Genomic DNA, 26,991 nt, shown 5'->3' with positions numbered 1-26,991 from the left:
GCCACGCCATGACCTATGCGTTCGATTTCAGCGGCTTCGGCCTCTATGCGGGGATGCTCGCGCGCGGCGTCGCCGTGACCTTGGGGCTGACGGCCGTGTCCACCGTGCTGGGCGGTCTCGTCGGCATTGGCGGCGCGAGCGTCGCGGTGGCCGGGCCGAAATGGGCGCGCTGGGTGATCGCGAGCTATGTGGAGTTGATCCGCAATACGCCGTTCATCGTGCAGTTGTTCTTCATCTTCTTCGGCTTGCCGAGCCTCGGCATTCATATCGACGAAATACAGGCCGCGATTCTGGCGATGACCGTCAATCTCGGCGCGTACGCGATCGAGATCGTGCGCGCCGGCATCGATTCGATTCCGCGCGGCCAGGTGCAGGCGGCGCAGGCGCTCGGTCTGCATGGGCGGCAAGTGTTCCGCTACGTGGTGCTGCCGCAGGCGGTCGCCGCCGTGTTTCCCGCGCTGCTGAGCCAGGTGCTGATCGTGATGCTCGGCTCGGCGGTCGTCTCGCAGATCTCGGTGCCCGATCTCACGTATGCGGCGAACTTCATCCAGTCGCGCAACTTCCGGTCGTTCGAGAGCTACGCGATCATCACGGCCACTTATCTGTTGATGTCGATCCTGTTGCGGCAATTGCTGAACCGCTTCGGCCGCGGTCTGTTCGCCGGCCGCGCGGCGCGCGGCGCCGACAGCGCGGCGCGCGGCGCCGACAGCGCGCCGCGTGGCTGGCGCACTCGCCTGATGTGGCGCGCCCCGCGCACCCTGCCCACGGAGCGTTGATCATGGTCGAATTCACCCTGTGGGACATCGCCCGCAATCTGCTGCTCGCCGCCCGCTGGACGGTGCTGTTGTCGCAGATCGCGTTTGTCGGCGGCGGCATGGTCGGGCTGATCTTGCTGGCGATGCGCGTCTCGCCGCTGCCGTGGCTGCGCCGGATCGTGATCGTGTACGTGGAAGTGTTCCAGGGCACGCCGCTGCTGATGCAACTGTTTCTCGCGTTCTTCGGTTTGCCGTTGATGGGCGTTGAAGTATCGCCGTGGGTCGCGGCAGCCGTCACGTTGACGCTTTACACGAGCGCGTATCTGGTCGACATCTGGCGCGGCTGCGTCGAAGCCGTGCCGCGCGGTCAATGGGCGGCGGGCGCGAGTCTCGGCATGACGTTCGGCCAGCAACTGCGCTATATCGTGTGGCCGCAGGCGCTGAAAATCGCCGTCGCGCCGACGGTCGGTTTTCTCGTGCAGGTGGTGAAAAGCACCGCGCTCGCGTCGATCATCGGCTTCGTCGAGTTGACCAAGACCGGCACGATGATCACCAACGCCGCGTTCCGTCCGTTCCCGATCTACGGCATGGTCGCGATGATCTACTTCGCGATGTGCTTCCCGTTGACGTGGTACGCGCGCGTGTTGGAGAAGCGGCAGAAGGTCGGGCAGCATCGCTAGCTCGCGTTTGCAGCGAGCGTTTTGGCCGGGCGTTTTGGTTTGGACTTGCGTCCGCGAATGAAAAAGCGGCAACAGTGAACAACAACGGTTGCCGCTTTTTTTGTGCCGCCCCGTATGACTAGCGAGCCGCCTGCGTCGACTTGCGCAGCTTCGCCACTTCCGCCGCGCTGACCGCCGGCGCACCGTTATTCCAGCCCGCCCGCACGAAGCTCAGCACGTCGGCGATCTGCTGGTCGTTCAACACCGGCGCGTACTTCGGCATCGGATACGGCGCGGGAATGCCGCCGATCACCAGATCCTCGGTGCCGTTCAACGTCACGTTGATCAGCGACGACGGATTCGTCTCGAGCACATTCGGATTGCCCGCCAACGGCGCAAGCATCGGCGCGAAACCGCGTCCGTCGACGCCATGACAGTGCATGCAATACGCCGTGTACACGCGCGCGCCGGCATCGTTCGCGGGACGGTTCAACGACACCTTCGTCGCTTGCGGATCGAACGTATAAGGCGGCGCGCCATTGCCGCCCGCCGGCGGCAGCGACTTCAGATACGTCGTCATCGCCGCGATGTCGGTGTCGTTCATGGCCTGCGTGCTGTTGTTGATCACGCTGGTCATCGAACCGAACGCCGAGGCGTGGCGATTCGCGCCGGTCTTGAGGAAGGTCTGCAGATCCTGATCGTTCCAGCGGCCCAGGCCGACGTTGTGCGCGCCGGTCAGATTCGCCGCGAACCAGCCGTCGAGCAGGCCGCCCGTGAGGAACGCACTGCCGCTTTCATCGAGCGCCTTCTCCTGGAACGCGATGCCGCGCGGCGTGTGACACGAGCCGCAGTGCCCGAGGCCCTGAATGAGGTATGCGCCGCGATTCCAGGCGACGTCCTTACCCGGCTTGTCCTGATAGACGCCCTTCTCCAGGAACACCATGTTCCAGAGCTTCAACGGCCAGCGCATGTTCAACGGCCACTTGATGTCCGGCTCGCGGTTGGCCTGCTGCACCGGCGCGACGCCGCTCATGAAATACGCGTACAGCGCTTTCATGTCGTCGTTGTTGACCTTCGCATACGACGGATACGGCATCGCCGGATACAGGTTGTGGCCGTCTCTCGCGACGCCTTCACGCATCGCGCGGGCAAAGTCCTCCTCGGTATAGCCGCCGATGCCGGTTTGCCGTTCGGGCGTGATGTTGGTGGTGTAGATGTGGCCCATCGGCGTGCTCATCGGCAGGCCGCCCGCGAACGGCTTGCCGCGCGGCGCCGTATGACAGGCGGCGCAATCGCCGACCTTCGCCAGATACGCGCCGCGCTGCACCAGCGTTTGATCGGCGGCCTGCGCCGGCGCTTGCGTGAGGAACGGCAGCGCGAGGCACAGCGCCGCGCCGAAACCCTTCAGTGTGTTTTTCATGTCGGGCTCCGGTCAGACGGTTTGCAGTTGACTGCCGACCGGCAATTGCCGCAGCCGCTTGCCGGTGGCCGCGTAAATCGCGTTGGTCAGCGCGGGCGCGAGCGCCGCGGTGCCGGGTTCGCCGATGCCGCCCGGCGCCTCGCTGCTCTTCACGATATGCACGTCGATGGGCGGCGTCTGATCGATGCGCAGCATCCGGTAGTCGGTGAAGTTGTTCTGCTCGACGCGGCCGTTCTTGATCGTGATCTCGCTGTAGAGCGCGGCCGTGATGCCGAAGATGATGCCGCCCTGCACTTGCGCTTCGATCGTGTTCGGATTCACGACCATGCCGCAGTCGACCGCGCACACCACGCGCTTGACCGCGACCTCGCCCTGGTCCACCGCCACGTCGACGATGATCGCGAAGAAACTGCCGAACGCGTGCATCACCGAGACGCCGCGCCCTTGCCCCTTCGGCACCGCGCTGCCCCAGTTCGCCGCCTGCGCGGCGGTGTTGAGCACGTTCAGCGCGCGCGGCGTCTTGCCCAGCAGCTCCTGGCGATATTTGACCGGATCGACCTTGGCCTGCGCGGCGAGTTCGTCGATGAAACTCTCCACCACGAAGGTGCCGCGCGTCGGTCCCACGCCGCGCCAGAACGCGGTGGGGACCGCATGCGGTTCCTGGCGCACATAGTCGACCAGTTGATTCGGCAAGTCGTACGGCAGGTCCGCGGCAACCTCCACCGCGTCGGGATCGATGCCGTTCCTGAACGCGGGCGGCGCGAAACGCGCCAGGATCGACGAGCCGACAATCCGATGCTGCCACGCGACCGGCTTGCCGTTCGCGTCGAGCCCCGCGGAAAGCTTGTCGTAGTAGTACGGCCGGTACATGTCGTGCTGAATGTCCTCCTCGCGCGTCCACAGCACCTTGACCGGCGCGGACACCTGTTTGGCGACCTTGACCGCCTGCGTGACCATGTCGAATTCCAGCCGCCGCCCGAAGCCGCCGCCGATCAAATGGTTATGCACGACGATCTTGTCGGCGGGCAAGCCGGTCTCTTTCATCGCGGCGTCCCGCACGCGCGTCGGCACTTGCGAGCCGATCCAGACGTCGCAGGCGTCGGGGCGCACGTGCACGGTGCAATTGATCGGCTCCATCGTGGCGTGCGCGAGGAACGGCTGCTGATAGACGGCATCCACGCGCGTCTTGGCATTCGAAAACGCGTTGCCGACGTCGCCTTCCTTGCGCGCGACCGCGCCGTTGCGCTGCGCGGCGTTGGCGAGATCGTCGACGATCTGCTTCATCGAAAGATTCGCGCCCGCGCCTTCGTTCCACTTGATGTCGAGCGCCTGCACGCCGCGTTTCGCGGCCCACGTGTGGTCGGCGATCACGGCGACCGCGTTGTCGATCTTGACCACCTGGCGCACGCCCGGGATCTTCTTCGCGTGGGTGTCGTCCACGCTCGCGAGCGTGCCGCCGAACACCGGGCAGTTCGCGATAGCCGCGTAGACCATGCCGGGTACGCGCACGTCGAGGCCGAACACGGCGGTGCCGTCCACCTTCTCCGGCGAGTCGAGGCGCTTGACGGCGGTGCCGATCAGCTTGAAATCCTTCGGGTCTTTCAGCTTGACGTTTTCCGGCGCGGGCAGTTTGGCCGCCGCGTCCGCCAGTTGTCCATAGCCGATGCTGCGCTTGCTGGCCGCATGAATCACCTGGCCGGCTTGCGCATGACAGGTTGACGGATCGACCTGCCATTGCTGCGCGGCCGCGTTGACCAGCGCCACGCGCGCCGTCGCGCCGGCGCGGCGCATCGGCTCCCACGCATAGCGGATCGACGTGGAACCGCCGGTGAGCTGGCCGCCGAGCAGCGGGTCCGTGAAGAGCTTTTCGTTCGGCGGCGCGTGGTCGAGCGTGACTGAATCCAGCGGCACTTCGAGTTCTTCGGCGATCAGCATCGGGATCGACGTATAGACGCCCTGACCCATTTCCACCTTTGGAATCACGAGCGTGACCTTGCCCGCGGTGTCGATCTGAATGAACGCGTTCGGCGCGAACACGCCGTTTTGCGGCGCCTCGTCGGCGTCGCCGCCGATCACCGATTTGCCGGCCTTCTGATCCTGGCTCGCGGCCGGCATGCTGAAGCCGAGCAGCAAGCCGCCGCCGGCCGCCGCGCCCACCGTCACGCCGAACTTGAGAAACGTGCGGCGGCTGACGCGGCCCTTGCCGCTGTCGGACGGCTGCGCGCCGTGGTGTGCGCCGTTGTGTGCATCGAGCAATCCCTGGGACATATCAGACTCCCTTCGCGGCTTGCTTGATCGCCGCGCGGATGCGGTTGTACGTGCCGCAGCGGCAGATGTTGCCGGCCATCGCGGCGTCGATGTCCGCATCGGTGGGATTGGCATTGCTCGCGAGCAGCGAGGCGGCCGACATCACCTGGCCCGACTGGCAGTAGCCGCACTGCACCACGTCGAGTTGACGCCATGCCTGCTGCACCTTCTGTCCGGCCGGCGTGCTGCCGACCGCTTCGATCGTGGTGATCTTCCTGTCGCCGACCGCCGCCGCGGGCAACACGCACGAGCGCACCGCGACGCCGTCGAGATGCACCGTGCACGCGCCGCATTGCGCGATGCCGCAGCCGAACTTCGTGCCGGTCAAGCCGACGAGGTCGCGTAAGACCCACAACAGGGGCATGTCGGGCGGTGCATCGACGGTATGGGTTTGGCCGTTGATGTTGAACGTGGTCATGGGCGGCTCCGAGTGGGGATTATTGTTTGTCAGTCTGTTTAGACGGGACGTCGAACCAAAGCAGGAAAGCTTGCCGCGTTTATTCGGTAAGCGCTGCTAATACGCGATGAGGCCGGCGTGCAATTGAATCGAAGATGATGCGCGGCGCGGATGCGGCGCAACAGTCCGGCAAATTGTAGTCGCGCACAAAGAATTTCGCCGCGACCCCTGGCGCGCTGACGCAACAGGAGAGCCGCTGCCGGCGCGCCTGGCACGGAACGAACGACATCCGGATCAATGCGTTACCATCGCTTGATTGAGCTCGCCCGACTCGAACCGGCCTTACCGTCTGACTGCCTGACCATCCGAAGGAGCCGCACGATGAACGACCAGCAATGCACTCAATTCCTCTCGGAGATTCGCAGACCGCTATTGGCGCTGCATAAATCCATTCTCGATCACGAGCGCGCATCGTATGAAAAGGAATTCGGCCCGGTGACACCCGCCGCCTTCCTGCAAGTGCTGATCAACGGCTCGGGGTTTCGCTGGCTCACGCCGCTGTCGACCTTGATTGCGAACGTCGACGAAATTCTCGACGACAAGGAAGCCGAGCCCGCCGACCGGCTCGCCGCAGCCGAAGCGATCGTGGGTCTCTTTTCAGCCGATCAGCCGAATAATGCTTTTCTGCCGCGTTATCTGCCGCTGTTGCAGGCCGATCCGGCGATCCTGCATCTGCATGGCCAGGTCTCGCAACTGCTGCGCGGCGCGGCAGCGAAATAGCGTCGGCTCCCGAATTTCCTCACCGTTGAAAAACAGGCTTTCGGTTGGTCGGGCGTCGGCGAGTTGAAGGGTGAAGTCGCTTGCGATTAGCCGATTACCTGGTCTTCCGAATCGCGCCGACATGAAAACACCTTATTTGAAGGCGATTCATGCGCGATTCGCAAAGGTATGCGGTGCAGACTGCCGCGTTCGGACCGACGAGGAGTCCGCGAGCGGACGTCTCGATGAATTTGCCTGGCGTTGCAGACTAAAACAAAGGTGAGGTTTTCCGGGAGCGATTCACAGCAGGCTACGAAACACCGGGCATCAGGCTTCACGCAACCCGTTAAGGCAAGCAGACTTTCTCGCGACGCTCATGATGCAAAACTGGCCGCTTCCCCAAAGCTATACGTTCCGCGATCAAACCGTGCGCTTTAACGTGACCGGCAACGGTCCGCCGCTGGTGCTGGTTCACGGCACGCCGTTCTCTTCGTATGTGTGGCATCGCATCGCGCCGCATCTCGCGCAAATCCGCACCGTTTACTACTACGACCTGCTCGGCTACGGCCAGTCGCAACAGTGCGACGGCCAGGACGTTTCGCTCGGCGTGCAGAACGTGCTGCTCGCGCAATTGCTCGTGCATTGGCAACTGAAGCGCCCGGACGTGATCGCCCATGATTTTGGCGGCGCGACTTCATTGCGCGCGCATCTCATCGACGGCTGCGAGTATCGCAGTCTCACACTGATCGATCCGGTTGCGGTTGCGCCCTGGGGTTCGCCGTTCGTGCGGCACGTGCGCGAACACGGCGACGCGTTCGCCGGCTTGCCGCCGTATATTCATGAAGCCGTGGTGAAGGCCTACGTGCGCGGCGCCATCGCCCGCGAGATCCCCGATGACGAACTCGCGCCCTACGTGACGCCGTGGCTCGGCGCGACAGGTCAAGCCGCGTTCTACCGGCAGATCGCGCAGATGGACCAGCGCTATACCGATGAAGTGGAAGCGCGCTATCCGCGGATGCGCTGTCCGACGCAGATTCTGTGGGGCGAAGAGGACCAGTGGATTGCACCGGAGCGCGGCCGTCAACTGGCCGCGGCCATACCGGAGGCGCGTTTTCAGACCGTCCCGAAGGCCGGCCATCTGATGCAGGAAGATGCGCCCGAAGCGATCGTCGCGGCGACGCTGCGCTGGCTGGATTAAAGGTGCGTGCCTGGCGCTCCTGAAGGGGCGCATGCCTCGGCGCTAAAGGCGCGCGCCTCGCCCCCTAACCGCGGCCTTGCGGCAGATAAGGCATGGGATCGATTGGCTTGCCGTCGCGCCGCAATTCGAAACCCACGGAAACGCGTGAGTTGTTTTCGTCGCCCATCTCGGCGATCTGCTGTCCCTGCTTGACGATGTCGCCGGTCTTCACGAGCAGCTTGCGGTTGTGCGAGTAGGCGGTCAAAAAGTCCTTGTTGTGCTGGACGATGATGAGGCTGCCGTAGCTGTTCAAACCCGTGCCGGCGTACATCACCTTGCCGTCGGCCGCGGCCCGCACCGGATCGCCCGGTTTGCCGCCGATCTCGATGCCGCGCGTCTCGCCCGGCTGGAAACTTTCGACGACGCGTCCGCCCGCGGGCCACGCCAGCGAAACGCCGTTCGCGCGCCGCGTGGTTTGCTGCGCGACTTCACGCGCCTCCTCGGCGCTCAGTGCGGCTGATTGCGCCGTGGACTGCGCGGCGGTTGTCGACGCCGACGATGGCTGCCCCGCAAGCGGCGCTGCCGGCGCGGACGAAGTCTTCGCGGAAGCCGCGGCCGCGTTGGCCGCATTCACCGCCCGCACCGTTTCCGGCGACGCGACGCGCAGCACCTGCCCCGACTTCAAACGCGACGACGCCTTCAAGCCGTTCCACGTCTGCAACTGCCTGACGCTGCAATGATGCTGCTGCGCGATGCGCGCGAGCGTGTCGCCGCGTTTGACGCGATACACCAGCGGCGGCGCCTTCAACGGCGTGCCCTGGTCGGCGGCGTTGATCTTGTTGGCCGGCATGCTCGCCGCCGTATCCGGCGTGGGCGCCGCGGCCGCCTGGACTCCGGACGCCGCCGCCGCGCTCGGTGCCGCGCCCGTCTGCGCGTCCTGCTGTCCGACATTCGCGCAACCGTTGAGAGCCAGCGCGATCCACACGCCGGCCAGACCGGCCATCATTGTTCGGTCGAAACGCTTTCCTACCATGTTCGACTCTCCTGCTGAATTCATTGGCGGGCGGAATGCCGCCGTCTCGCGTGATGCGCGCGTACTCACGCCGCGCCGGCTTTCTCCGCGAGACGGGCAAGCCGCCTCGTGCGGTGCTTATCCGTGACCTGCCGAAGCCATCCAATCTTCCGCGCGCTCGCCGCGCGTCCATGCGGACGCGAACCCGCTGATCTTTCGCGAACAGGACCGGATGGCTGATTAAAAATCAAGCGGAATTGTAAGACGCGTTTTAAACAAAAAGCGTCGTCCCACACACTCTGATACAAAGTTGCGCGCCCGGTTGCACATCCCGTTGCGCGTGGCGCCGCCTAAGCGGAAGCGACTAGCCCCCGACGGACGGACGAAGACCAACGGGTTAACGGCAGGATGCCGCCAGAACTTGAATTGCCATCGCGCTCCGTTCGTCGCGACGATGGTCGTCGCTGTCCGGGCACTGGCAGGTGCCCTCTCGCCGCCTATTTCACCGGCTTCCTTTTAAGACTCGTCTCAGCAAGCGTTAGGAATAGGACGATATGTGGACGAACGTAAAGCAAATATTCTTACGCGTCCCTTTGAGGCTTGCCGGCGATGCAGTCAATACATCGCGGATTGAGCGAAGGCCAAACCCATAGCACCGGTATTTTTTTACTTCGTGAGCTTTGATAGCCGCGACGAGTTAAGTTAAGGCATTAAATGGACTCTCTCAGTTCAGCAAATAGATTCGTAAGTGGTTTTTTCTTCGGGACCCTGGTCGCCGCCGTGATTATGGTGCTGCTATGCAATGCAGGCGAGCTTTCTCCATTTTTTCCTTTTGTCGCCAAACTGCATGCGTTGGAACAGATCGTCTTGACCGCACTGCTTTCCATCGTCATCGTGGATGCGAAGCCGCTGGCCTTTAAAACCGTTTGGCGTGAGCGCCGTTCAGCCTTCGTACTCGACGAGGATTTGAGCGCCACGCTGAGCGGCCGAACCTTCGGCATTCCGGCCGGCATACTCGTTGGCATTCTGTTTCAGCACTACGTCATGAACTGAAAGCGAATACGTCGTCCGATATTCGTTAATCACAAAAACGCGCCTTGGGAATCGGTTTCCCAAGGCGCGTTTTCATTCCCGCGTTTCAACCCGGTCGCTCGATCGATTATTCGATCAATGCCCGCCGCGCTCGCTGTCCAGATGCGCCATTTGCACTTCGTTATAACGCGTGCCGGCCACGGCTTCCGGCGGAATGGCGGCTTCGATCAGCGCCAGTTCGTCGGCGCTCAACTTCAACGCCGTGGCGGCGAGCGCGTCGGTCAACTGCGCGCGGCGGCGCGCGCCGACGAGCGGCACGATGTCGTCGCCGCGTGACAACGCCCAGGCCACCGCGAGTTGCGCCGGGTTCGCGTTGCGCGCTTCGGCAAGCGTGCGCAAGGTGTCGACGAGCGCGAGATTGCGCTCCAGGTTCTCGCCCTGAAACCGCGGGCTGACGCTGCGGAAATCCTTCTGCGCGCCGCGCTCTTTCGACCACTTGCCGCTCAGCAACCCACGCGAGAGCACACCGTAGGCGGTAATCCCGATGCCGAGTTCGCGGCACACGGGCAAGATGCCGGCTTCGATCCCGCGCGACATCAGCGAGTATTCGATTTGCAGATCCGCGATCGGCGCGACCGCTCGCGCGCGGCGCAGCGTGTCCGCACCCACTTCCGAGAGCCCGATGTGGCGCACGTAGCCTTCCTTCACGAGATCGGCGATCGCGCCGACGGTGTCCTCGACCGGCACGGACGGGTCGAGTCGCGCCGGCCGGTAAATGTCGATATAGTCGGTGCCGAGCCGCCGCAGCGAATAGGCGAGGAAGTTGCGCACGGCCTGTGGCCGGGCGTCGTAGCCGATCCAGTTGCCCGCCGGATCGCGCAACGCGCCGAATTTCACGCTGACCGCCACGTTCTCGCGCTGGCGCCCTTGCAGCGCGTCGCGGATCAGCATTTCGTTGTGGCCCATGCCGTAGAAGTCGCCGGTGTCGAGCAGCGTGATGCCGGCGTCGAGCGCCGAATGAAGCGTGGCGATGCTTTCGTCGCGGTCGGCCGGGCCGTACAGATCGGACATGCCCATGCAGCCGAGGCCGATGGCGGAGACTCGCGGGCCCTGGCGGCCCAGTTGACGTGTGTTCATTGCGTGCGTTCCCAAGGTCGGTTGATCCGGTTGAGGAAGGTGGCGAGGCGGTCGAACGGTTACCGGGTTCGGTGCGCGGCTTGCCATGCTCGAAGGGCATTCTGCGCCTTGCCAACACGCGGATAAAGGCATGGCCGTCAATCAGATTGGTCGGCGGCGCCTAACAATCCATGCCATCGATTGGCAATCAAAACCCGAACCAACGCGGTTGACTATTTGACGGAGAGCAGTATCGATGGATCACTTGCAGGCCATGAGGATCTTTGCCCGCGTCGCGCAGTTGCGCAGTTTCACCAAGGCCGCCGAGCAGATGCAGTTGCCGCGCCCGAGCGTCAGCGGCGCGATCCAGTATCTCGAGACGCACTTGCGGGTGCGACTTCTCCAGCGCACCACCCGGCGCGTCGCGCTCACGCCCGAAGGCGCCGCCTATCATGAGCGCTGCATGCAGGTGCTGGCCGATATCGACGACGCCGAAGCGCTGTTCGCCGACGTCGCCGCCGGCCCGCGCGGCGTGGTGCGCGTCGATCTGCCGGAGCGGCTGGCCTTGCACGTGGTGATACCCGCGCTGCCCGCCTTTTTCGCGCGCTACCCCGACATTCGCGTCGTGCTGAGCGCGACCGACCGCATGATCGATCTGATCGAGGAAGGCGTCGATTGCGCGGTGCGCGTCGGCAATCTCGGCGACACGACGCTGGTGGCGCGGCGCATCGGCGAGTTCGAGCAGCTCAATTGCGCTTCGCGCGGCTACATCGAAAAGCACGGCCTGCCGCGCACGCCGGCCGACCTGGCCGACCATCTCGCCGTCGGTTTCTTTTCCAGCCGCACCGGGCGCGATCTCGATTGGGAATACGAGGAGCACGGCGAGCTCAAGACGCTGGTGATGCGCAGCGCCGTCTCCGTCAATAGCGCGCATGCCTATATCGGGTGCTGCCTCGCGGGTCTCGGCTTGATGCAGGGGCCGATCGGCAAGGGCGAGGCGCCGCTCCTCGAAAGCGGCGAACTCGTCGAAGTGCTGAAGGACTGGAAGGCGCCGCCGCTGCCGGTGTCGGTGGTGTTTCCGCATGGGCGTCATCTGGCGCCGCGCGTGCGGATTTTCGTCGACTGGATCGCGCAACTGATCGCCGCCACCACGCCGGCCGCCACCGCGCCTGCAAGAAAACGGACGCGCCAAACCGCGAAGTGAAACGACGCAGCGAACGGCCGAATGAGAGCGGCCGAATGAGAGCGGCCGAATGAAGCAGCGAAGTCAAGCCGCCAGGTCAAGCGCGCAAACAAAGCGGCCCAGCGAAACGGCCAGCCGCAGCGCCACTAAAACTTATGCCGGATCGCCGCCCGCACCACGACCTGCCTCGACGTGGACGACGGCGCCTGGGTGCCGGGCGTGAAGGCGTCATCCAGGATCGAATAGGTGGGGTCGCCGGTCACCTGCTGATACTCGCCCTGAATGTAGACGTCGGTCCGTTTGGACAGGTTGTAGTCCGCCATCAAGCCGAACGAGTGAATCTTCGGCTTCACGCCGCCGTTCGAGGCGTCGTAGTTTTCCATCGTGTACACGTACTGCGCGCCGACGAACAGCATCGGCGAGATCTGATACTTGCCGTTCACCTCGAAGTTCTGATACTTCAGCGAGTTCAGCAGGACGCCCGGCGGTGCGAGCGGCGTCACGCCGAGGTAGCCGTTGCCGGTTGGGTCGAGATATTTCGAGTTGGTGTAGACGAAGCCCGCCGTGGCCGGGCCGAACGTATAGGTGATGCCGCCGCCGAACACCCGCATGCGCGCCGCGATGAAACTGGCGTCGTTCGCCGTGATCGCGCCGTTCGCGCCGTTGCCGGGATGGTTGGCCTGCATCCAGGCGGCCGTCACGAGCAGGCCGCCATACGCGTACTGGCCGCCGACACTGTACGCGCGGTTGTTCGCGAAGTTCGTGTCGTTGCTGAAGCTGTAGGTGCCGCCGAACTGGAAGCCGGAAATCGACGGACTGGTGTACTTGACCGTGTTGTCGAGGCGAAACGAGTTATCGGTGTTGTCGTTGTCGTAGGGGTGCGAGAACAGCAGGCCGGCCCAACTGCCGTTGGCCGTGGTCTGAGCCAGATAATCGACCACCGAATCGTACTGGCGGCCGAACATCAATGCGCCGTAGCGCTCGGCGCTCAAGCCGACGAAGGCCTGGCGGCCGAACATCCGGCCACCTTGATTGAGCCGCCCCGAACTCACGTCGAAACCGTTTTCCAGCTGGAAGATCGCTTTCAGGCCGCCGCCCAGTTCCTCGGCGCCTTTCAGGCCCCAGCGGCTGCCTTGCGCGTAGCCGCTCGTGAGCTCGTAGACGTGCCCGCGGCCGGCATTGTTGGTGTAATTGATGCCTTCGTCGAGAACGCCGTACAGCGTGACGCTCGTCTGAGCCGACGCCGACGCGGCGAAAGTGGCGGACACAGCGGTGGAGACAGCCAGCGCGAACACTTGCTTGTTCATGAATATCTCCCAGCACACGAGGAATGGGAAACCTCGACCCGACCGCTTATGTTTTAACGCCTCGCCACGCTTTCCCAGGATTTCCTGGACCCGGCGTTTTCGGGAAATCGTCACACGCCTTTAGCCGGCCGTCCATCGGCTGTCGCTCCCGCATCTCAAAACGTTGCTAAATCTCCACTGCGTGCGACGGCCGCTTTTTTCATCGCGAGTATTGGAGTAGACGGCGGGGCCAGGCGGCACCTCATGACCCCGGACGCGGCGCGGCTCCGTCGTATTTGTCAGAAAGCAATATAATCCACGGTCTTTGCGGCGCCGCAGCGGAACTCCGGCGCCGCCGAACGGGTCACTTCAAAGCCCTTGCAACCGACCTGGCCGAGCCGGCCGGTTGAAAGCGGCGACGCGGGTCACGCATCCGCCGCACCACTCAATCCAATTTCAAAAAGCCTTGTGAGACGCCTGCCGCGCTGGACTAGCGCGCCGTCGCACGGGGCTGCTTTTGGCGCCAAATAATGCAAAAGTCGCAATCCCGCTTGATCGAGCTTGATTTCTTCCGTGGACTGGTCCTTCTGATCATCGTCGTCGACCACATCGGCGGCAGTATCCTGTCGCGCATCACGCTGCACGCCTACGCGTTGTGCGACGCCGCCGAAATCTTCGTGTTCCTCGGCGGCTTCGCCACCGCCACGGCCTACGCCGCACTCGCCGCGCGGCGCAACGAGGCCACCGCACGCAGCCGCTTCCTGCGCCGCGCGCTCGAAATCTATCGCGCATTTCTCGTCACCGCCGGGTTGATGCTGCTGGTCAGCGCGGTGCTGAGCGCGTTCAGCATCGACGGACCGAATCTCGCCACCACCGATCTCGACGATCTGATGGACGCCCCCGCCGCCGCGCTGCGCGACATCCTGCTGTTCCGGCGCCAACCCTATCTGGCTTCCGTGCTGCCGATGTATGCGTTCTTCGCGCTGCTGGTTCCCATGATCCTGCCGCTCGCGCGCAGCAAGCCCTGGCTGCTGCTGGCCGGCAGCGTCGCGCTGTGGGCGGGCGCGCCCGCCATCGGCGCTTATCTGCCCGCCGCACCCGACATGCACTGGGATTTCAACCCGTTCGCCTGGCAACTGCTGTTCGTGCTCGGCGTGCTGGCGCGCTGCCAGCCGGTCTATCAGCGGATGAGCGAGCACCGCCTGGGCTGGCTCGTCAGCGTGCTGGCGTTCGCCGTCGTGATGGCCGCCGCTTACTACAAGCTCTTTATCGAGCGCGAGCCGCTCGATGCCAGCTTCAAGCAGAATCTCTCCTATCTGCGCGCGGTCAATTTCCTCGCGATCGCGTGGCTGGTCGCGAATCTGATCCAGTTGGGCTGGGCGAGGAAACTCGCTCAATGGTGGCCGTGGGTTGGCGTGATCGGCCGCAAGGGGCTGCTGTGCTTTGTCGCCGGCGCCGTGATCTCGCTGGTGGTCGATTCGGTGCTGTATGCGGCGACCGACGGCTATCTGAACTACCCGCTCGGCCTGATCGCGGACGCCTGCGCGCTTGGCGCGCTGTTCGCGGTTGCCCTGGCGACCGAACCGCTCAAGCGCTTCGCCGCCCGTCTTGTCAGCATGCGCCTGGGCATCGCACCCTGAGCGCTGCCCGGCTGGGCGACAGTGATAGCATGACGGCCGCGCGCGACTTGCGCGGCGGCCTCCTACTCTGACATGCGCGCATTCCTACATTCCGCACTCCTCGTGCTGTGCGCCGCCGCCGGCGCGCCGACGGCTCTCGCCAGCACCGTCGTCAGCCGAAGCTTCCACTCCAGCGCGCTCGGCCGGGACTGGGCTTACACCATCTATCTGCCTACCGGCTATCGCGCAGACGCCGCCCGTATCCCGGTGCTCTACCTCCTGCACGGCAACAACGGCGACGCCAACGACTGGATCACGCAAGGCCGCCTGCAAACCACCGCGGACACGCTGATCGAGCACAAGGACATGCCGCCGGTGGCGATCGTGATGCCGCAAGGCGGCACGGACTGGTACGTCGACCGCAAGGAGAAGATGGAGACCGCGTTCTTCGACGATCTGCTGCCCGAGATCGAAACGCACTACGCGGTCTCCACACAGCGTGGCGCACGGATGATAGGCGGCGTATCGATGGGCGGCTTCGGCGCGTTGCGCTACGCGATGACGCAACCCGAGCGCTTTTGCGGCGCGCTGCTGCTCAGCCCCGCGATCTATGCGAACGAGCCGCCGCGCGGTTCGGCCGCGCGCCGCGTCGGCGTGTTCGGCGAGCGGCAGTTCGATCCGCGGGTGTGGCATGAACTCAATTATCCGGCGCAATGGGAGCGCTACCTGAGCGGGCCGTATCGCGTGCCGATGTTCATCGCCGCCGGCGACGACGACCTCACGATCCAGGCCGAGGCTTCATCGCTGTACACGCACCTTCGGATGGCGGGCAATCCGGCGGCGCTGCGCATCATCGACGGCGGGCACACATGGGATGTGTGGCGCGCGCTGCTGCCGGCCGCGCTGAAATACACGCTCGGCTGCGTGAAACCGCCCGCGGACGACCATCCGTCGAATCAGCGGCCCTGATCACGCGCGAGCCTCGCGCCCTGTTCCCGCTCTTTTCCGTTTCGTGCCCAAAACCAGCGCCTGAAATCGGCGCGCTGGCTATTGCACGAACTCGGTCCACAACACCATCAGCACGGTCATGAGCGCGGGCCCGATGAACAGCCCGAGCAAACCGAACGTCTCCGCGCCGCCGAGAATGCCGAACAGCACCAGCAGGAACGGCAGGCGCGTCGAATTGCCGATCAGCACCGGCCGCACGAAATGCTCCGCGACGAACACCACGACGGACCCGAACACCACCAACCCGACCGCCCCGGCCACCGAGCCTTGTGAAAACAGCCACAAGGCCGCGAGCCCAAAGGTGATGGGCGCGCAGAACGGCAACATCGCGGCGATCGCGGTGACGAGCGCGAGCAACGCGACATGCGGCAAGCCCGTGACGAAATAGGCGACGCCCAGCAACGCGCCCTCGCCCAGTCCGACCACCACCAATCCCGACACCGTGCCGCGCACCGCCGCGGCCATGCGTTGCACGAGCAGCGCGCCGTCGTCGCCGAAAGCGCGCCGCACGCCTTTGATCAACGAGCCCGACAAGCGCGGCCCCGCCTGAAAAATCACGAACAGCGTGACCAGCATGAACGCGAACACCATCACCGCGTGCACCGCGCGTGCGCCGAAATGGCGGCCCAGCGTCATCACCGTGGTGCTGTGCAGACCCTTCATCGCTGCGGAGTCGCGCAGCGGTTGAGCCAGATTGGCCTGCCACCATGCCGATATCGGGTGCACGCCGAACGGCAGACGCTGAATGAAATCCGGCATCGCAATGCCGTTTTCCTGCGCGAACCTGAACCACTCGTTGACGTCGTGCGCCTCGCGCAACGCCTGGGCGATGCCGATGCCGATCGGCAACACCACCAGCAATGCGATCGCGAGCGTCAGCGCCGCGGCGATCAGCGTCGTGCGGCCGGTGAACCAGCGGCTGCCCTCGACCTTGCGCAACAACGGCCACAGCGCGATCGCAATCACGCCGGCCCACGCGACCACCGCGATGAAATCGCGCACGACCCACAACGCCAGCAGCACGAGTCCGACATAAAGCACGAGTGAGGCCGGCTTCTGCTTTTTCACACCAGCAGGCGGCGACTGCGAGTCGGGCGATTCGGGCGATCCAGGCGTTTGCGGCGCTTCGGGAGAAACGGCCGGCCGGACGGGTGGGCGTGAAATCATGTGAACTCGTTGGTTATGCGGCGGGTGTGCGCGAGCCGACCGGAAAAATACAAACCCATTACACTGGCGTCGCGCGGTCGCTCATCGCTAAACCACATCTTAAAGGAAGCGCCGCAGCCCTTTACAGGCGGGCGTTTTCGTCTCACGGGGAACAACACTGCGTTGCAAAAAATCGCCCTATCCGAAATTCATATTGGATATCCCTCGCGAAGCCCCGCCATTTCGAGACAGTCGGAATGTCAAGTTTCATTGTTGCTGTTTGGAGAACAGTGTTTCAACGGCGGCACAATGGCTATCGCACGCCCACGGGACTACATTCGGCACACCACAATACGGAGCCGATGATGATGACCCTGGAGTCCATCCCCCTTGACGGTACCAATGGCGTACGCATCGAGATTCTCGAGCGCTCCGACACGACGGTGGTGATCCGTTGGGTCGAACCGGGGCGGTGTCATTATGGCGAGCAACGGTGGCGGCGCAGATCCGCGCATACCTCCGGCACATGCGCGGTGACGCGGCGCAAGATTCGCCGCGGCGACGCGGTGTTCAAGCCGGCCGAACGGCCCGCGCCTTCGAACGCTTCCGCGATGATCTGCGCCGAAGTGTTCTGCGAACTCGCCGAGGCTTGACGCGTTAGTCTTGTCGCCGATCGTTTTGGCCCGTTCATTTGCCCCGTTTATCCAGGCGCCCTGCGCAACCGGGCGCACCGCTCGACCCGCCGCGCGCCGCGGGTGAAAAACTCCCCCCGATTGCAGCCCTTCGCCACGTGCGTTAAGGTGGTTCCACATTGCGCCAGGTCATTTGTCCGCCGCATGCACGGCGCTATAGTGACCCGCATTTCCACCACCTCGCCGTGCCCGTCACGGCGCCGTTTGAGGGCATGACATGGCAGAAGACACGCCGGATACCCGCGCGCCGGCCGCATCCCCCGCTGCGCTGGTTGCACCGCAACAGTTCTCCCTCGACGTCCTGCTCGAAAAATACGCGAAAGGCGGCGAGCAATCCGCCGACGACGTCTACCAGCGTGTCGCCCACGGCGTGGCGCAGGCCGAACCGGGAGCGCTGCGCGAATCGGTGGAAGCCCTTTTTGCCGACAATCTGCGGCACGGCGCGCTCGGCGCCGGGCGCATCATGAGCGCGGCGGGCACCGGCATCGCCGCCACGCTCATCAATTGCTTCGTGCAGCCGGTCGGCGACGCGATTCAAGGCGTCGACGACCAGGGCCTGCCCGGCATCTACGTCGCCTTGCTGCAAGCCGCCGAAACCATGCGGCGCGGCGGCGGAGTCGGCTACAACTTTTCCGCGATCCGGCCCAAGGGCGCGCGCGTTCGCACCACCAGTTCGTCGGCATCCGGTCCGTGCAGCTATATGGACGTGTTCGATGCGTCGTGCCGCACCGTCGAAAGCGCGGGCTCGCGGCGCGGCGCGCAGATGGCCGTGCTCGATTGCAACCACCCCGATCTGCTGGAGTTCATCGAGGCGAAGCATTCGAAAGGCCGCTGGAACAACTTCAACGTTTCGGTCGGCGTCACGGACGAATTCATGCGCGCCGTCGAGGAAGACCAGCCCTGGCAACTCGTTCATCGCGCCGAGCCGTCGCCGGCGCTGCGCGCGGCGGGCGATGTGCGGCAGCGCGAGGACGGCTTGTGGGTCTACAGCGAACGCCCGGCCCGCGAGATCTGGGATCGCATCATGCGCTCCACTTACGACGTCGCGGAGCCCGGCATCGTGTTCATTTCGCGCATGAACGAGGACAACAATCTGCGCGCCGTCGAAACGATCCGCGCCACCAACCCGTGCGGCGAACAACCGCTGCCCGCCTATGGCTGTTGCAATCTCGGACCGCTGAACCTCACGCGTTTCGTGATCGATCCGTTCGCGCAAATCAAAGGCCGCAAGCCTTCCTTCGACTGGGACGGGCTCGCCCAACGCACTCGCACGCAGGTCCGCTTTCTCGACAACGTGCTCGACGTCACGCTCTGGCCGCTGCCGCAGCAATACGACGAGTCGCGCGCCAAGCGGCGCATCGGCGTCGGCTTCACGGGCCTCGGCGACACGCTCGTGATGCTCGGCTTGCGCTACAACTCGCAGGAGGGCCGCGACTTCGCGGTGCGCATCGCGCAACTGATGCGCGACGAGGCCTATCGCGCGTCGGTGGAACTGGCGCGCGAGCGCGGCGCGTTTCCGCTATTCGACGCCAAGCGCTATCTGGAACCGGGCACCTTCGCCTCGCGCCTGCCCGACGACATCCAGCAGGCGATTCGCCGCGACGGCATCCGCAACAGCCATCTGCTGTCCATCGCGCCGACCGGCACCGTGAGCCTCGCGTTCGCGGACAACGCGTCGAACGGCATCGAACCGGCGTTCTCGTGGACCTATACGCGCATGAAGGTCATGGCCGACGGCAGCCGCGAATCGTTCGACGTGGAGGACTACGCGTATCGCCTCTATCGCGAACTGGGCGGCGACGTCAAAAAGCTGCCGGACTATTTCGTCAGCGCGCTGGAAATGTCGGCGCGCGACCACCTCGACATGATGGCCGCCGTGCAGCCCTACGTGGACACGTCGATCTCGAAGACGGTGAACGTGCCCGCCGACTATCCGTTCGACGCGTTCGAAAGCCTCTACTTCGACGCATGGAAAAGCGGTCTCAAGGGACTCGCCACTTACCGGCCGAACGAAACGCTCGGCGCGGTGTTGAGCGTCAGCCCGCCGCAAGCGGACGACACGCTGGCCGAGTCCGACCTCGATCCGCTGCGCATCGCGATCGACCATCGTCCGAAGGGTGAATTGCCGGCGATCATCGAGAAGGTCGAGTATCTGACCCAGGCCGGGAAAAAATCGCTGTACGTCGCGGTGTCGTTCATCGAGGTCACGGGGCGTCTCGGCGGCGAAGACGTCACGATCGAGCGTCCGATCGAGTTCTTCATTCCGACCGGGCAGCGCGACGAATCGCAGCAATGGATCACGGCGACCATGCGTTCGCTGTCGCTCGCCGCGCGCGGCGGTTTTGTCGCGCGCAACCTGCAGGATATGCGCAAGGTGTCGTGGGATCGCGGCCAGGTCCGGCTCGGTGAAGTGCAGCGGCTCGACGGCCACCGCACGCCGCGCTGGCACGATTCGGAAGTCGCCGCGCTCGCGTTTGCGATCCAGCAGATCCTGCACCGGCGCGGCTTTCTCGATGCCGAGGGCAATCAGGTGCCCTCGCGCATGCTGGCGCGTTTGCCGCGTGGGCAAATGAAGGCGGAGACGGCTTTGTCGGCAGATTTCGGCATTCGCCCGCACCCCGGCGAAGCCGACGCGGCCGCATTGACCGCGTTGACCCAGGAGGGCGGCGTGCAAGGCCTGCACACCATGCTCGGGCGCAAATGCGGCTCTTGCGGCGCGAACGCGGTGATTCGTAAAGACGGCTGCGATTTCTGTACCGCGTGCGGGGAAGTCGGCGCATGCGGATAAGCGTGCCGCGCGCTTTCAGATCGGCGTCAGCACGGCCTCGCCCGCAAAATGCCGCGTGGCGTTGGCCAGAAAGTTATCGACGGAAGCCGTGATCGCCTCCGGCGAACGGCCGCCGACATGCGGCGTCAGCACCACGTTGCGCAACGTCAGCAAAGCCTCGGGCGGGTGCGGTTCGCTCTCGTAGACATCGAGCGCGGCGCCGGCAATCGTCTGTGCGACGAGCGCCTGCGCCAGCGCGGCGGTGTCGAGCACGCTGCCGCGCGACACGTTGACCACGAAACCGTTCGGCCCGAGCGCCTCGAACACCGGCTTGCCGATCAGATGATGCGTGCCCGCGCCTCCTGGCGTCGCCACCACCAGAAAATCGCTCCACCGCGCGAGCGCCACCACGCTGTCGAAGTAGCGCAGCGCCGAGCCTTCACGCGGCTTACGGTTGTGATACGCGATATCCATATCGAACCCTGCGCCGCGCCGCGCGACCTTTTCACCGATGTTGCCCAGGCCGACGATGCCGAGCCGCTTGCCCGACACGTTCGGCTGCATCGGCAGTGTGTCGCGCCAGATGCCGTCGCGCGTGGCCCGATCGAGTTGCGGCACGTCGCGCACGATCGCGAGCAGCAGCGCGAACGCGTGATCGGCCACGCAATGGTCGTTGGTGCCCGCGCCGTTGACGAGCACGATGCCGCGCGAGCGGGCATGGTCGACGGCAAGGTTTTCGTAGCCGGCGCCAAGCGCGCTGATCAATTCCAGTTGCGGCATCCGGTCGATTTCGGCGGCCGTCAGCCCGGTCGTGCCATTGGTCAGCACGGCGCGGATCGTATCGCCGCGCGCGGCGATCGCGGCGGAGCGCCGGGTGGAATCGGGCGCGTAGACGACGTCGAAAGCGGCCTCGATACTCGCGCGGCTCGCGTCGTTCAGATGAATCAGAATCAACAGGGATGGCTTCATGGCGGCGCTTTTTCTTAACGGCATGGGCGAAGGGCATGTGGAACAAGCATGCGACCAGCGAGTGTAGCAAGGCGCTAAAAAGCGCGTTGAGCCCAACGCGCTACCGCGGCGCGAGACATGTTTGAAGGCATGTTTAAAGTCCACTGTGGCGCAACCGTCGTATTGCCCGCTCCAACAGCGCAAAAAAAGGATTCACGCTCCCGCTTTGTTTTCAGCCGACGCCGAACCCGCCTTAAAATAGCGGCAATTCCGATCCCGAGGCTCTCATGCTGGATACATTCCCGCGCGACCCCGCGTCCGCCAACGACGACTCCGAGATGTTCGAACTCGCGCCCGTTTCGCTCTGGCTCGAAGACTTCAGCGGCGTGCGCGCGTTGTTCGACGCATGGCGAGCCGAGGGCGTGACCGATCTGCGCGCGCACTTCGCCGCCGATCCGAGCCGCGTCGCGGACTGCGCGCACAGCATTCGCATCGTCAAGGTCAATCAGAAAACGCTGACGCAATTCGAGGCCGCCGATTTCGACGCGCTCAACACCAATCTCGCCTCGGTGTTCCGCGACGACATGCTCAAGACCCATCTCGAAGAGCTGTGCCAGTTATGGGCGGGTCAATCGCAATTCACGAGCCAGACGGTCAACTACACGCTCGGCGGCCGGCGGCTCGACGTGTTGCTCAAGGGCGCCGTGCTGCCCGGCCACGAAGCGCGCTGGGACCGCGTGCTGGTCTCGGTCGAGGACATCACGGAGCTGGAAGGCGCGCGGCATCGCGTGACGGTTGCCGAACAGTACGTGCGCGGGCTGTTCGAACATTCGCCGGTGTCGCTGTGGGTGGAAGATTTCAGCGCGGTCAAGCGTCTGCTCGACGATGCCCGCGCAGCCGGCATTTCCGATTTTCGCGTGTTCACCGACGTGCATCCCGAGTTTGTCGAACGCTGCATGCAGGAAATCCACGTGCTCGACGTGAATCAGCACACGCTCGACATGTTCGCGGCGCCAGACAAAAAGACGCTGCTGTCGCGGCTGGCCGACGTCTTTCGCGACGACATGCGCCCACACTTTCGCGAGCAGTTGCTCGACCTGTGGGACGGCAATCTGTTCCAGCATCGCGAAGTGCTCAACTATTCGCTCGACGGCAGCGAGGTGCACGTGCATTTGCAGTTCTCGGTGCTGCCGGGGCACGAAAAGAACTGGGACCTGGTGCTGGTGGCGCTCACCGACATCACGGCGCGCAAGAAAGCCGAGGCCTACCTGGAATTCCTCGGCAAGCACGACGTGCTGACCAAGCTCAGCAACCGCTCGTTCTACGTGGACGAGCTGAACCGGCTCGAACGCAAGGGTCCGTGGCCGGTGACGATCATCATGGCCGATCTGAACGGCCTGAAACGCGTGAACGATCAGCTCGGCCACGCGGCGGGCGATGCACTGCTGCGGCGCGCGGGCGAAGTGCTCGCGAAAGCCATGGAGCCGCCCTTTCACGCCGCACGCATCGGCGGAGACGAGTTCGCGATCCTGATGCCCGACACCGACGAGCGCGGCGCCGCCGCGATGATCGACGCGATCCGCCAGTTGGTCGAGATGAACAACCAGTTTTATCCGGGCTCGCTATTGAGCTTTTCGATGGGCGCGGCGACGTGCCAGCGCGGCGACCGGCTCGAAGCTGGCGTGCAGCGTGCCGACCTGTTGATGTACGAGGAGAAGCGCCTGCACTACGCGAATCAGCCGGGAGCCGACGCGCGCGGCGTTTGATCTCCTGGCGCGTCGAAGCTCGGCTCAGCCCTTGTCGGTGCGTACCGCCTCGCCATAAGTGCTGACGATCCGCCGGTCCTGTTCGTCGGCCGAAAACCACTCCCATTCGAGCCCGTTGACGTCCTTGCTGCTCGAATAGCCCTCTACCGCGTCGTCCTCGAAACCGATGTGCCGCAGTGTTCCTGCTTTGTCCGGCATTGGGTTGATCGAAAAATTCAGCAGATCGGTGCGCCACATCGCGTAACGGCCGGGCACGACGGCCGTGGGCGGCTGCGCGAGGCGGCGGCTGTAATCGTCGATCGAAGCGTCGAGATCGGCCACGGCGAGGGCGATATGGAAACGTTTCACAGCGGTTCTCCCAAGTGTGCGATGAAGTGCCCTGCATCGTATCCGCCGCCCGCCGCGGCAACCAGTTGCGCGATCATTCCGGTATCCGCATTACCTGTTTGCGCAACGGCGGCGCCCTGCCCGCAGGCCTGGTGACCGCGGGCCGCCCGGCGCGCGTCGGCTATACTCGCGGCCTTGGACATCACCCGCGGCGATCCGCGATCCGGAAACAACATCATGTCGACAATTCCCGCCTGCCCGCAATGCGCGATGGAAAACACTTACCCGGACGGCGAGAACTACGTCTGCCCGGATTGCGCGCACGAGTGGCCGATGAACGCCGCCGCGTCCGCTGACGACAGCGACGAACGCGTCGTGAAGGACGCCAACGGCAACCCGCTCGCCGACGGCGACGCCGTGGTGCTGATCAAGGACCTGAAAGTGAAAGGCTCGTCGATCACGCTGAAAATGGGCACCAAGGTGAAGAGCATTCGCCTCGTCGGCGGCGATCACGAAGTGGACTGCAAGATGGACGCGGGCAGCTTCATGCTGAAAGCCGCGTATCTGAAGAAGGTTTGAAGAAGGTTTGAAGAAGGTCTGAAGCGGCGGCTCTGAAATTCGAACCGCCGTCGCGCGCGCTGGCGCAGCCCCGCATCACGCGCGCGGAAAATGCAATTCGAAGCGCACTACACCGGGCACCGGACACACCACGCGCGCCGTGCCGCCATGCAGATGCATGATCGCCCTGACGATCGCGAGCCCCAGTCCGCTCGATTCGGTGAACTCGCTGCGCGCCGCATCCGCGCGATAGAAGCGATCGAACAGACGGTTTAGCTGCGATTGCGGAATCGGCTCGCCGTCGTTTTCGACCACCACGGTTGCGCCCTTTTCGTCCTCCATGCCGCGCAAGCGTATGACCGTATCGCATGCGCCATAACGCACCGCGTTGACGACCAGATTGTTGATCGCGCGGCGGCATAGCATCGGGTCGACCGCTGCCGCGCCTTCAGCAACCACTTCGAAGCGCATGCCGCGCTCGTCGGCGAGTCCTTCGAAGTAGTCCGCGATTCGGGTGAGTTCGCCGCGCAAATCGACCGGCTCGCGTTCGATGCACAGCGCCGCATGATCCGCATGCGCAAGAAACAGAATGTTCTCCGCGATGTGGCTCAAGCGGTTCAGTTCCTCCAGATTCGATTCGAGTACCTGCTGATATTCCTCCGGCTCGCGCGGCTTGGCGAGCGTCACCTGGCTCTGCCCGATCAATGCGCCAACGGGCGTGCGAATCTCATGCGCCAGGTCGGCGGAGAACTGCGACAGGCGCTGATAGCCGTCGGCAAGACGGTCGAGCATCGCGTTGAACGCGTGCGTGAGCTGGCGCAATTCGACCGGCGCCGCCTCGCTGTCGAGCCGCACGGACAGACTCGCCGGACTGATCTGCGCCGCCCGCGTGGCGATCTCGCGCACCGGCCGCAACGCGCGGCGCAGCACGTAGTAGGCGAGCAGCGTCGCGGCCAGCATGCCGATCAGCGTGGCCAGCAGGATGCGATCGCGATACGCGGCCAGCATGCGCACTTCCTGAGTCATCGGGTGCGCGGCGATCACCTCGACTTCGGTGCCGTCCTCGCGCGCTCTCGCGCTAGCGATCGCCCAATGCACGGGCACGCCGTCCGGCAAACGGGTCTGCCGGATGTCCGCTAAGGTCGGCAAGCGGCCGCCTTTTGCGGCTTGCAACGCGGGCACCGCCACGTTCGCCGGATTCACGTCGATAAACGGCGGCTCGCCTGGGCGGCGAAACAGCAGCACGTCCTGCTCCGCGCCGAGCATGGTCTCGAACAATAAAGGCCGGCTCTTCAGATCGCTAACCGAATACAGATCGTGCACGATGCGGCTGAAATGCTCGACGCGCCCGCTGAGCACCACGTCGGCGCGACGCTGCAGCGACAGTTCGGCCGAGCGATAGAAATACGCGCCGAGCGCGCCGATCACCACGCACGCGATCAACGCGAACAGCAGCGTGGTGCGAACCGTCAACGAACGCTCGGTCCAGAGTTTCATGAGCCGTCGCCAAACGTGTAGCCAATACTGCGCACGGTATGAATCAGCTTCTTTTCGAACGGATGGTCCACTTTCGCGCGCAGCCGTTTGATCGCCACGTCGACCACATTGGTGTCGCTGTCGAAATTCATGTCCCACACTTCCGAGGCGATCTGCGTGCGCGACAGCGCCTCGCCCTGGCGCCGCACCAGCAGATGCAGCAGCATGAATTCCTTGTTGGTCAGGGGAATCTCGATGCCCTCGCGCGTCACCTTGCGGCGCAGAACGTCGAGCTTCAGGTCGGCGATCTCGAACACATCGCGCTCGCGGATCACGCCGCGGCGCAGCAACGTGCGGATGCGCAACACGAGTTCGGTAAACGAAAAGGGCTTGACGAGATAATCGTCCGCGCCGAGTTCGAGGCCGCGAATGCGATCGCTCACGTGATCGCGCGCGGTCAGGAAAATGACCGGCAGATCGCGCCGCGCGCGCAGTGTGCGCATGATTTCCCATCCGTCGATGCCCGGCAGCATCACGTCGAGCACCACCAGATCGTAAGCGTGCTCCAGCGCCATGTGCAAACCATCCGTGCCGGTGCGCGCGAGATCGACCACGTAGCCGCTTTCACGCAGACCTTTTTTCAGGTAGTCGCCGGTTTTCGGGTCGTCTTCGATGACGAGAATGCTCATGACGCTTGGCGCTCCAACTCGGACTTGCGTTCGGGCTTCAATGTGCGTTTTCGCTGAAGCCCAGGACGTGGATATGCCGGCCATTCTACGTGGCCGCGGCGCGCCGTTCATTACGTTTTTGTCATTCATATGTCATTCCGCGGAGCCGATCGCGCGCTTAATCTGGGCGTTGTCGTTCACCACCTGGAGCCGATCCATGAACATCGTTTCAGCGCGCATGCTGCGCGCCTTCATCGCCCCCGCACTCGCCGCCGCCCTGCTCGCCACGGGAACCGCCGCTCACGCACAGAACGCCATGCCCACCGGCGTGCGCGGCACGGTGACCTCGCTCACGGGCGATCTGCTGAAAGTGCATACGCGCGACGGCAAGGACGTCGACGTGAAGTTGCCCAAGGACACGCCGATTCGCGGCGTCACGATCGCGGACGTGAACGACATCAAAGCGGACAGCTATGTCGGCACCGCCGCGATCCCGCAGCCCGACGGCACGCTGAAAGCGCTCGAAGTGCACGTGTTTCCGCCGAGCATGCGCGGCGCCGGCGAAGGCTTTCGCCCCTGGGATCTCGGCTCGAACAGCACGATGACGAACGGCACGGTCGGCTCGCTCGTGGTCAGCAACGGCCGCACGATCACCGTCAAGTACAAGGACGGCGAGAAGAAGATCGTGATTCCGCAGGATGTGCCCATCGTCAGCCTGCAACCGGGCGACCGCTCCTTGCTGGTGCCGGGCGCGAAGGTCGTGCTGTTCGCACACAAGGAAGCCGACGGCACGCTGGCGGCGAACTTCATCTCGGCGGGCGTGCATGGCGTGACGCCGCCGATGTAATACGGCGCCTGTTCAGCCTTGCCTCGGTTACGCCGGCCGCGTTGTTCGGCAACGCGGCTTTCCCGC

Annotated in this window: 25 protein-coding genes; 13 read left to right on the top strand and 12 right to left on the bottom strand. The window is 64.5% G+C overall.

The window, feature by feature from the left end; translation table 11 throughout:
- Positions 1 to 8 precede the first annotated feature (8 nt).
- Together ACOCG7_RS05260 and ACOCG7_RS05255 are read left to right on the top strand one after the other, a co-directional pair.
- Positions 9 to 776 (top strand): amino acid ABC transporter permease, encoded by a 768-nt coding sequence (locus tag ACOCG7_RS05260; RefSeq protein ID WP_421377074.1) that lies wholly within the window; start codon positions 9 to 11, stop codon positions 774 to 776.
- A gap of 2 nt (positions 777 to 778) precedes the next feature.
- A complete protein-coding gene (locus ACOCG7_RS05255; RefSeq protein ID WP_421377072.1) occupies positions 779 to 1,435 on the top strand; it encodes an amino acid ABC transporter permease in 657 nt (218 codons plus the stop codon).
- A 118-nt stretch (positions 1,436 to 1,553) separates the two neighbouring features.
- Here ACOCG7_RS05255 and ACOCG7_RS05250 read toward each other — a convergent pair whose 3' ends face one another.
- The 3 genes from ACOCG7_RS05250 to ACOCG7_RS05240 are packed head-to-tail and all read right to left on the bottom strand — an operon-like array spanning position 1,554 to position 5,559.
- A complete protein-coding gene (locus ACOCG7_RS05250; RefSeq protein ID WP_114164647.1) occupies positions 1,554 to 2,834 on the bottom strand; it encodes a c-type cytochrome in 1,281 nt (426 codons plus the stop codon).
- Between the two features lie 12 nt (positions 2,835 to 2,846).
- Positions 2,847 to 5,102: a molybdopterin cofactor-binding domain-containing protein gene (locus ACOCG7_RS05245; RefSeq protein WP_421377070.1), complete on the bottom strand. Its 2,256-nt coding sequence runs from the start codon at positions 5,100 to 5,102 to the stop codon at positions 2,847 to 2,849.
- 1 nt (position 5,103) lies between these two features.
- A complete protein-coding gene (locus tag ACOCG7_RS05240) occupies positions 5,104 to 5,559 on the bottom strand; it encodes a (2Fe-2S)-binding protein (RefSeq protein ID WP_114164649.1) in 456 nt (151 codons plus the stop codon).
- Positions 5,560 to 5,919: 360 nt separating this feature from the next.
- On the opposite strand from ACOCG7_RS05240, the gene ACOCG7_RS05235 reads away from it, so the two are divergent.
- Positions 5,920 to 6,318: a hypothetical protein gene (locus tag ACOCG7_RS05235; RefSeq protein WP_073431631.1), complete on the top strand. Its 399-nt coding sequence runs from the start codon at positions 5,920 to 5,922 to the stop codon at positions 6,316 to 6,318.
- Positions 6,319 to 6,676: 358 nt separating this feature from the next.
- Complete coding sequence (locus ACOCG7_RS05230) at positions 6,677 to 7,495, top strand: alpha/beta fold hydrolase (protein ID WP_421377561.1); 819 nt, start codon at positions 6,677 to 6,679, stop codon at positions 7,493 to 7,495.
- Positions 7,496 to 7,559: 64 nt separating this feature from the next.
- On the opposite strand, the gene ACOCG7_RS05225 is transcribed toward ACOCG7_RS05230, so the two are convergent.
- Positions 7,560 to 8,507, bottom strand: coding sequence for a peptidoglycan DD-metalloendopeptidase family protein (locus ACOCG7_RS05225; protein ID WP_073431632.1), 948 nt, complete (start codon positions 8,505 to 8,507; stop codon positions 7,560 to 7,562).
- Between the two features lie 693 nt (positions 8,508 to 9,200).
- Here ACOCG7_RS05225 and ACOCG7_RS05220 point away from each other — a divergent pair.
- A complete protein-coding gene (locus tag ACOCG7_RS05220) occupies positions 9,201 to 9,539 on the top strand; it encodes a hypothetical protein (RefSeq protein ID WP_310132765.1) in 339 nt (112 codons plus the stop codon).
- A 114-nt stretch (positions 9,540 to 9,653) separates the two neighbouring features.
- Here ACOCG7_RS05220 and ACOCG7_RS05215 read toward each other — a convergent pair whose 3' ends face one another.
- A complete protein-coding gene (locus ACOCG7_RS05215; protein ID WP_310120228.1) occupies positions 9,654 to 10,655 on the bottom strand; it encodes an aldo/keto reductase in 1,002 nt (333 codons plus the stop codon).
- Between the two features lie 235 nt (positions 10,656 to 10,890).
- Between ACOCG7_RS05215 and ACOCG7_RS05210 the strand changes: the two genes are divergently transcribed.
- Positions 10,891 to 11,838 carry a LysR family transcriptional regulator gene (locus ACOCG7_RS05210; RefSeq protein WP_421377066.1) on the top strand — a complete coding sequence of 316 codons (948 nt, stop codon included), beginning with the start codon at positions 10,891 to 10,893 and terminating at the stop codon, positions 11,836 to 11,838.
- 125 nt (positions 11,839 to 11,963) lie between these two features.
- On the opposite strand, the gene ACOCG7_RS05205 is transcribed toward ACOCG7_RS05210, so the two are convergent.
- Positions 11,964 to 13,124, bottom strand: a complete 1,161-nt coding sequence (locus ACOCG7_RS05205) for a porin (RefSeq protein ID WP_310132771.1) — start codon at positions 13,122 to 13,124, stop codon at positions 11,964 to 11,966.
- A 509-nt stretch (positions 13,125 to 13,633) separates the two neighbouring features.
- On the opposite strand from ACOCG7_RS05205, the gene ACOCG7_RS05200 reads away from it, so the two are divergent.
- Both ACOCG7_RS05200 and ACOCG7_RS05195 read left to right on the top strand, forming a co-directional pair.
- Positions 13,634 to 14,743, top strand: a complete 1,110-nt coding sequence (locus ACOCG7_RS05200; protein ID WP_114163601.1) for an OpgC domain-containing protein — start codon at positions 13,634 to 13,636, stop codon at positions 14,741 to 14,743.
- Positions 14,744 to 14,815: 72 nt separating this feature from the next.
- Entirely contained in the window at positions 14,816 to 15,691 is an 876-nt protein-coding gene (locus ACOCG7_RS05195) for an alpha/beta hydrolase (RefSeq protein WP_114163602.1), read from the top strand.
- A 78-nt stretch (positions 15,692 to 15,769) separates the two neighbouring features.
- Here ACOCG7_RS05195 and ACOCG7_RS05190 read toward each other — a convergent pair whose 3' ends face one another.
- A complete protein-coding gene (locus ACOCG7_RS05190; RefSeq protein ID WP_421377063.1) occupies positions 15,770 to 16,897 on the bottom strand; it encodes an AI-2E family transporter in 1,128 nt (375 codons plus the stop codon).
- A gap of 347 nt (positions 16,898 to 17,244) precedes the next feature.
- Between ACOCG7_RS05190 and ACOCG7_RS05185 the strand changes: the two genes are divergently transcribed.
- Positions 17,245 to 17,529, top strand: a complete 285-nt coding sequence (locus tag ACOCG7_RS05185; RefSeq protein ID WP_073431656.1) for a DUF3331 domain-containing protein — start codon at positions 17,245 to 17,247, stop codon at positions 17,527 to 17,529.
- Between the two features lie 256 nt (positions 17,530 to 17,785).
- Entirely contained in the window at positions 17,786 to 20,356 is a 2,571-nt protein-coding gene (locus ACOCG7_RS05180) for an adenosylcobalamin-dependent ribonucleoside-diphosphate reductase (RefSeq protein ID WP_421377061.1), read from the top strand.
- Positions 20,357 to 20,371: 15 nt separating this feature from the next.
- Here ACOCG7_RS05180 and ACOCG7_RS05175 read toward each other — a convergent pair whose 3' ends face one another.
- On the bottom strand, positions 20,372 to 21,304 hold the full coding sequence (locus ACOCG7_RS05175; RefSeq protein WP_421377059.1) for a 2-hydroxyacid dehydrogenase: 933 nt from the start codon (positions 21,302 to 21,304) through the stop codon (positions 20,372 to 20,374).
- A 266-nt stretch (positions 21,305 to 21,570) separates the two neighbouring features.
- On the opposite strand from ACOCG7_RS05175, the gene ACOCG7_RS05170 reads away from it, so the two are divergent.
- Positions 21,571 to 23,049 (top strand): diguanylate cyclase domain-containing protein, encoded by a 1,479-nt coding sequence (locus ACOCG7_RS05170; RefSeq protein WP_421377057.1) that lies wholly within the window; start codon positions 21,571 to 21,573, stop codon positions 23,047 to 23,049.
- 24 nt (positions 23,050 to 23,073) lie between these two features.
- Here the strand turns inward: ACOCG7_RS05170 and ACOCG7_RS05165 are convergent, their stop codons facing one another.
- Positions 23,074 to 23,397 (bottom strand): hypothetical protein, encoded by a 324-nt coding sequence (locus tag ACOCG7_RS05165; protein WP_073431643.1) that lies wholly within the window; start codon positions 23,395 to 23,397, stop codon positions 23,074 to 23,076.
- Entirely contained in the window at positions 23,394 to 23,615 is a 222-nt protein-coding gene (locus ACOCG7_RS05160) for a hypothetical protein (RefSeq protein WP_421377055.1), read from the bottom strand. The genes ACOCG7_RS05165 and ACOCG7_RS05160 overlap by 4 nt, the downstream gene beginning before the upstream one ends.
- Here ACOCG7_RS05160 and ACOCG7_RS05155 point away from each other — a divergent pair.
- Entirely contained in the window at positions 23,614 to 23,955 is a 342-nt protein-coding gene (locus ACOCG7_RS05155) for a zinc ribbon domain-containing protein YjdM (protein ID WP_073431645.1), read from the top strand. The two genes, ACOCG7_RS05160 and ACOCG7_RS05155, sit on opposite strands and share 2 nt — an antisense overlap.
- A gap of 75 nt (positions 23,956 to 24,030) precedes the next feature.
- Here ACOCG7_RS05155 and ACOCG7_RS05150 read toward each other — a convergent pair whose 3' ends face one another.
- Both ACOCG7_RS05150 and ACOCG7_RS05145 read right to left on the bottom strand, forming a co-directional pair.
- The gene (locus ACOCG7_RS05150) at positions 24,031 to 25,431 is read right to left on the bottom strand and encodes a heavy metal sensor histidine kinase (protein WP_083086203.1); all 1,401 of its coding nucleotides are present in this window, start codon (positions 25,429 to 25,431) and stop codon (positions 24,031 to 24,033) included.
- Positions 25,428 to 26,099: a heavy metal response regulator transcription factor gene (locus tag ACOCG7_RS05145; protein ID WP_421377052.1), complete on the bottom strand. Its 672-nt coding sequence runs from the start codon at positions 26,097 to 26,099 to the stop codon at positions 25,428 to 25,430. The genes ACOCG7_RS05150 and ACOCG7_RS05145 overlap by 4 nt, the downstream gene beginning before the upstream one ends.
- 196 nt (positions 26,100 to 26,295) lie before the next feature.
- On the opposite strand from ACOCG7_RS05145, the gene ACOCG7_RS05140 reads away from it, so the two are divergent.
- Entirely contained in the window at positions 26,296 to 26,925 is a 630-nt protein-coding gene (locus ACOCG7_RS05140; protein WP_083086205.1) for a hypothetical protein, read from the top strand.
- Positions 26,926 to 26,991 lie beyond the last annotated feature (66 nt).

This window comes from Paraburkholderia sp. DD10 (assembly GCF_049177125.1).
Lineage (GTDB): Bacteria > Pseudomonadota > Gammaproteobacteria > Burkholderiales > Burkholderiaceae > Paraburkholderia > Paraburkholderia terricola.
This window is presented reverse-complemented; position numbering and strand designations above follow the sequence as displayed.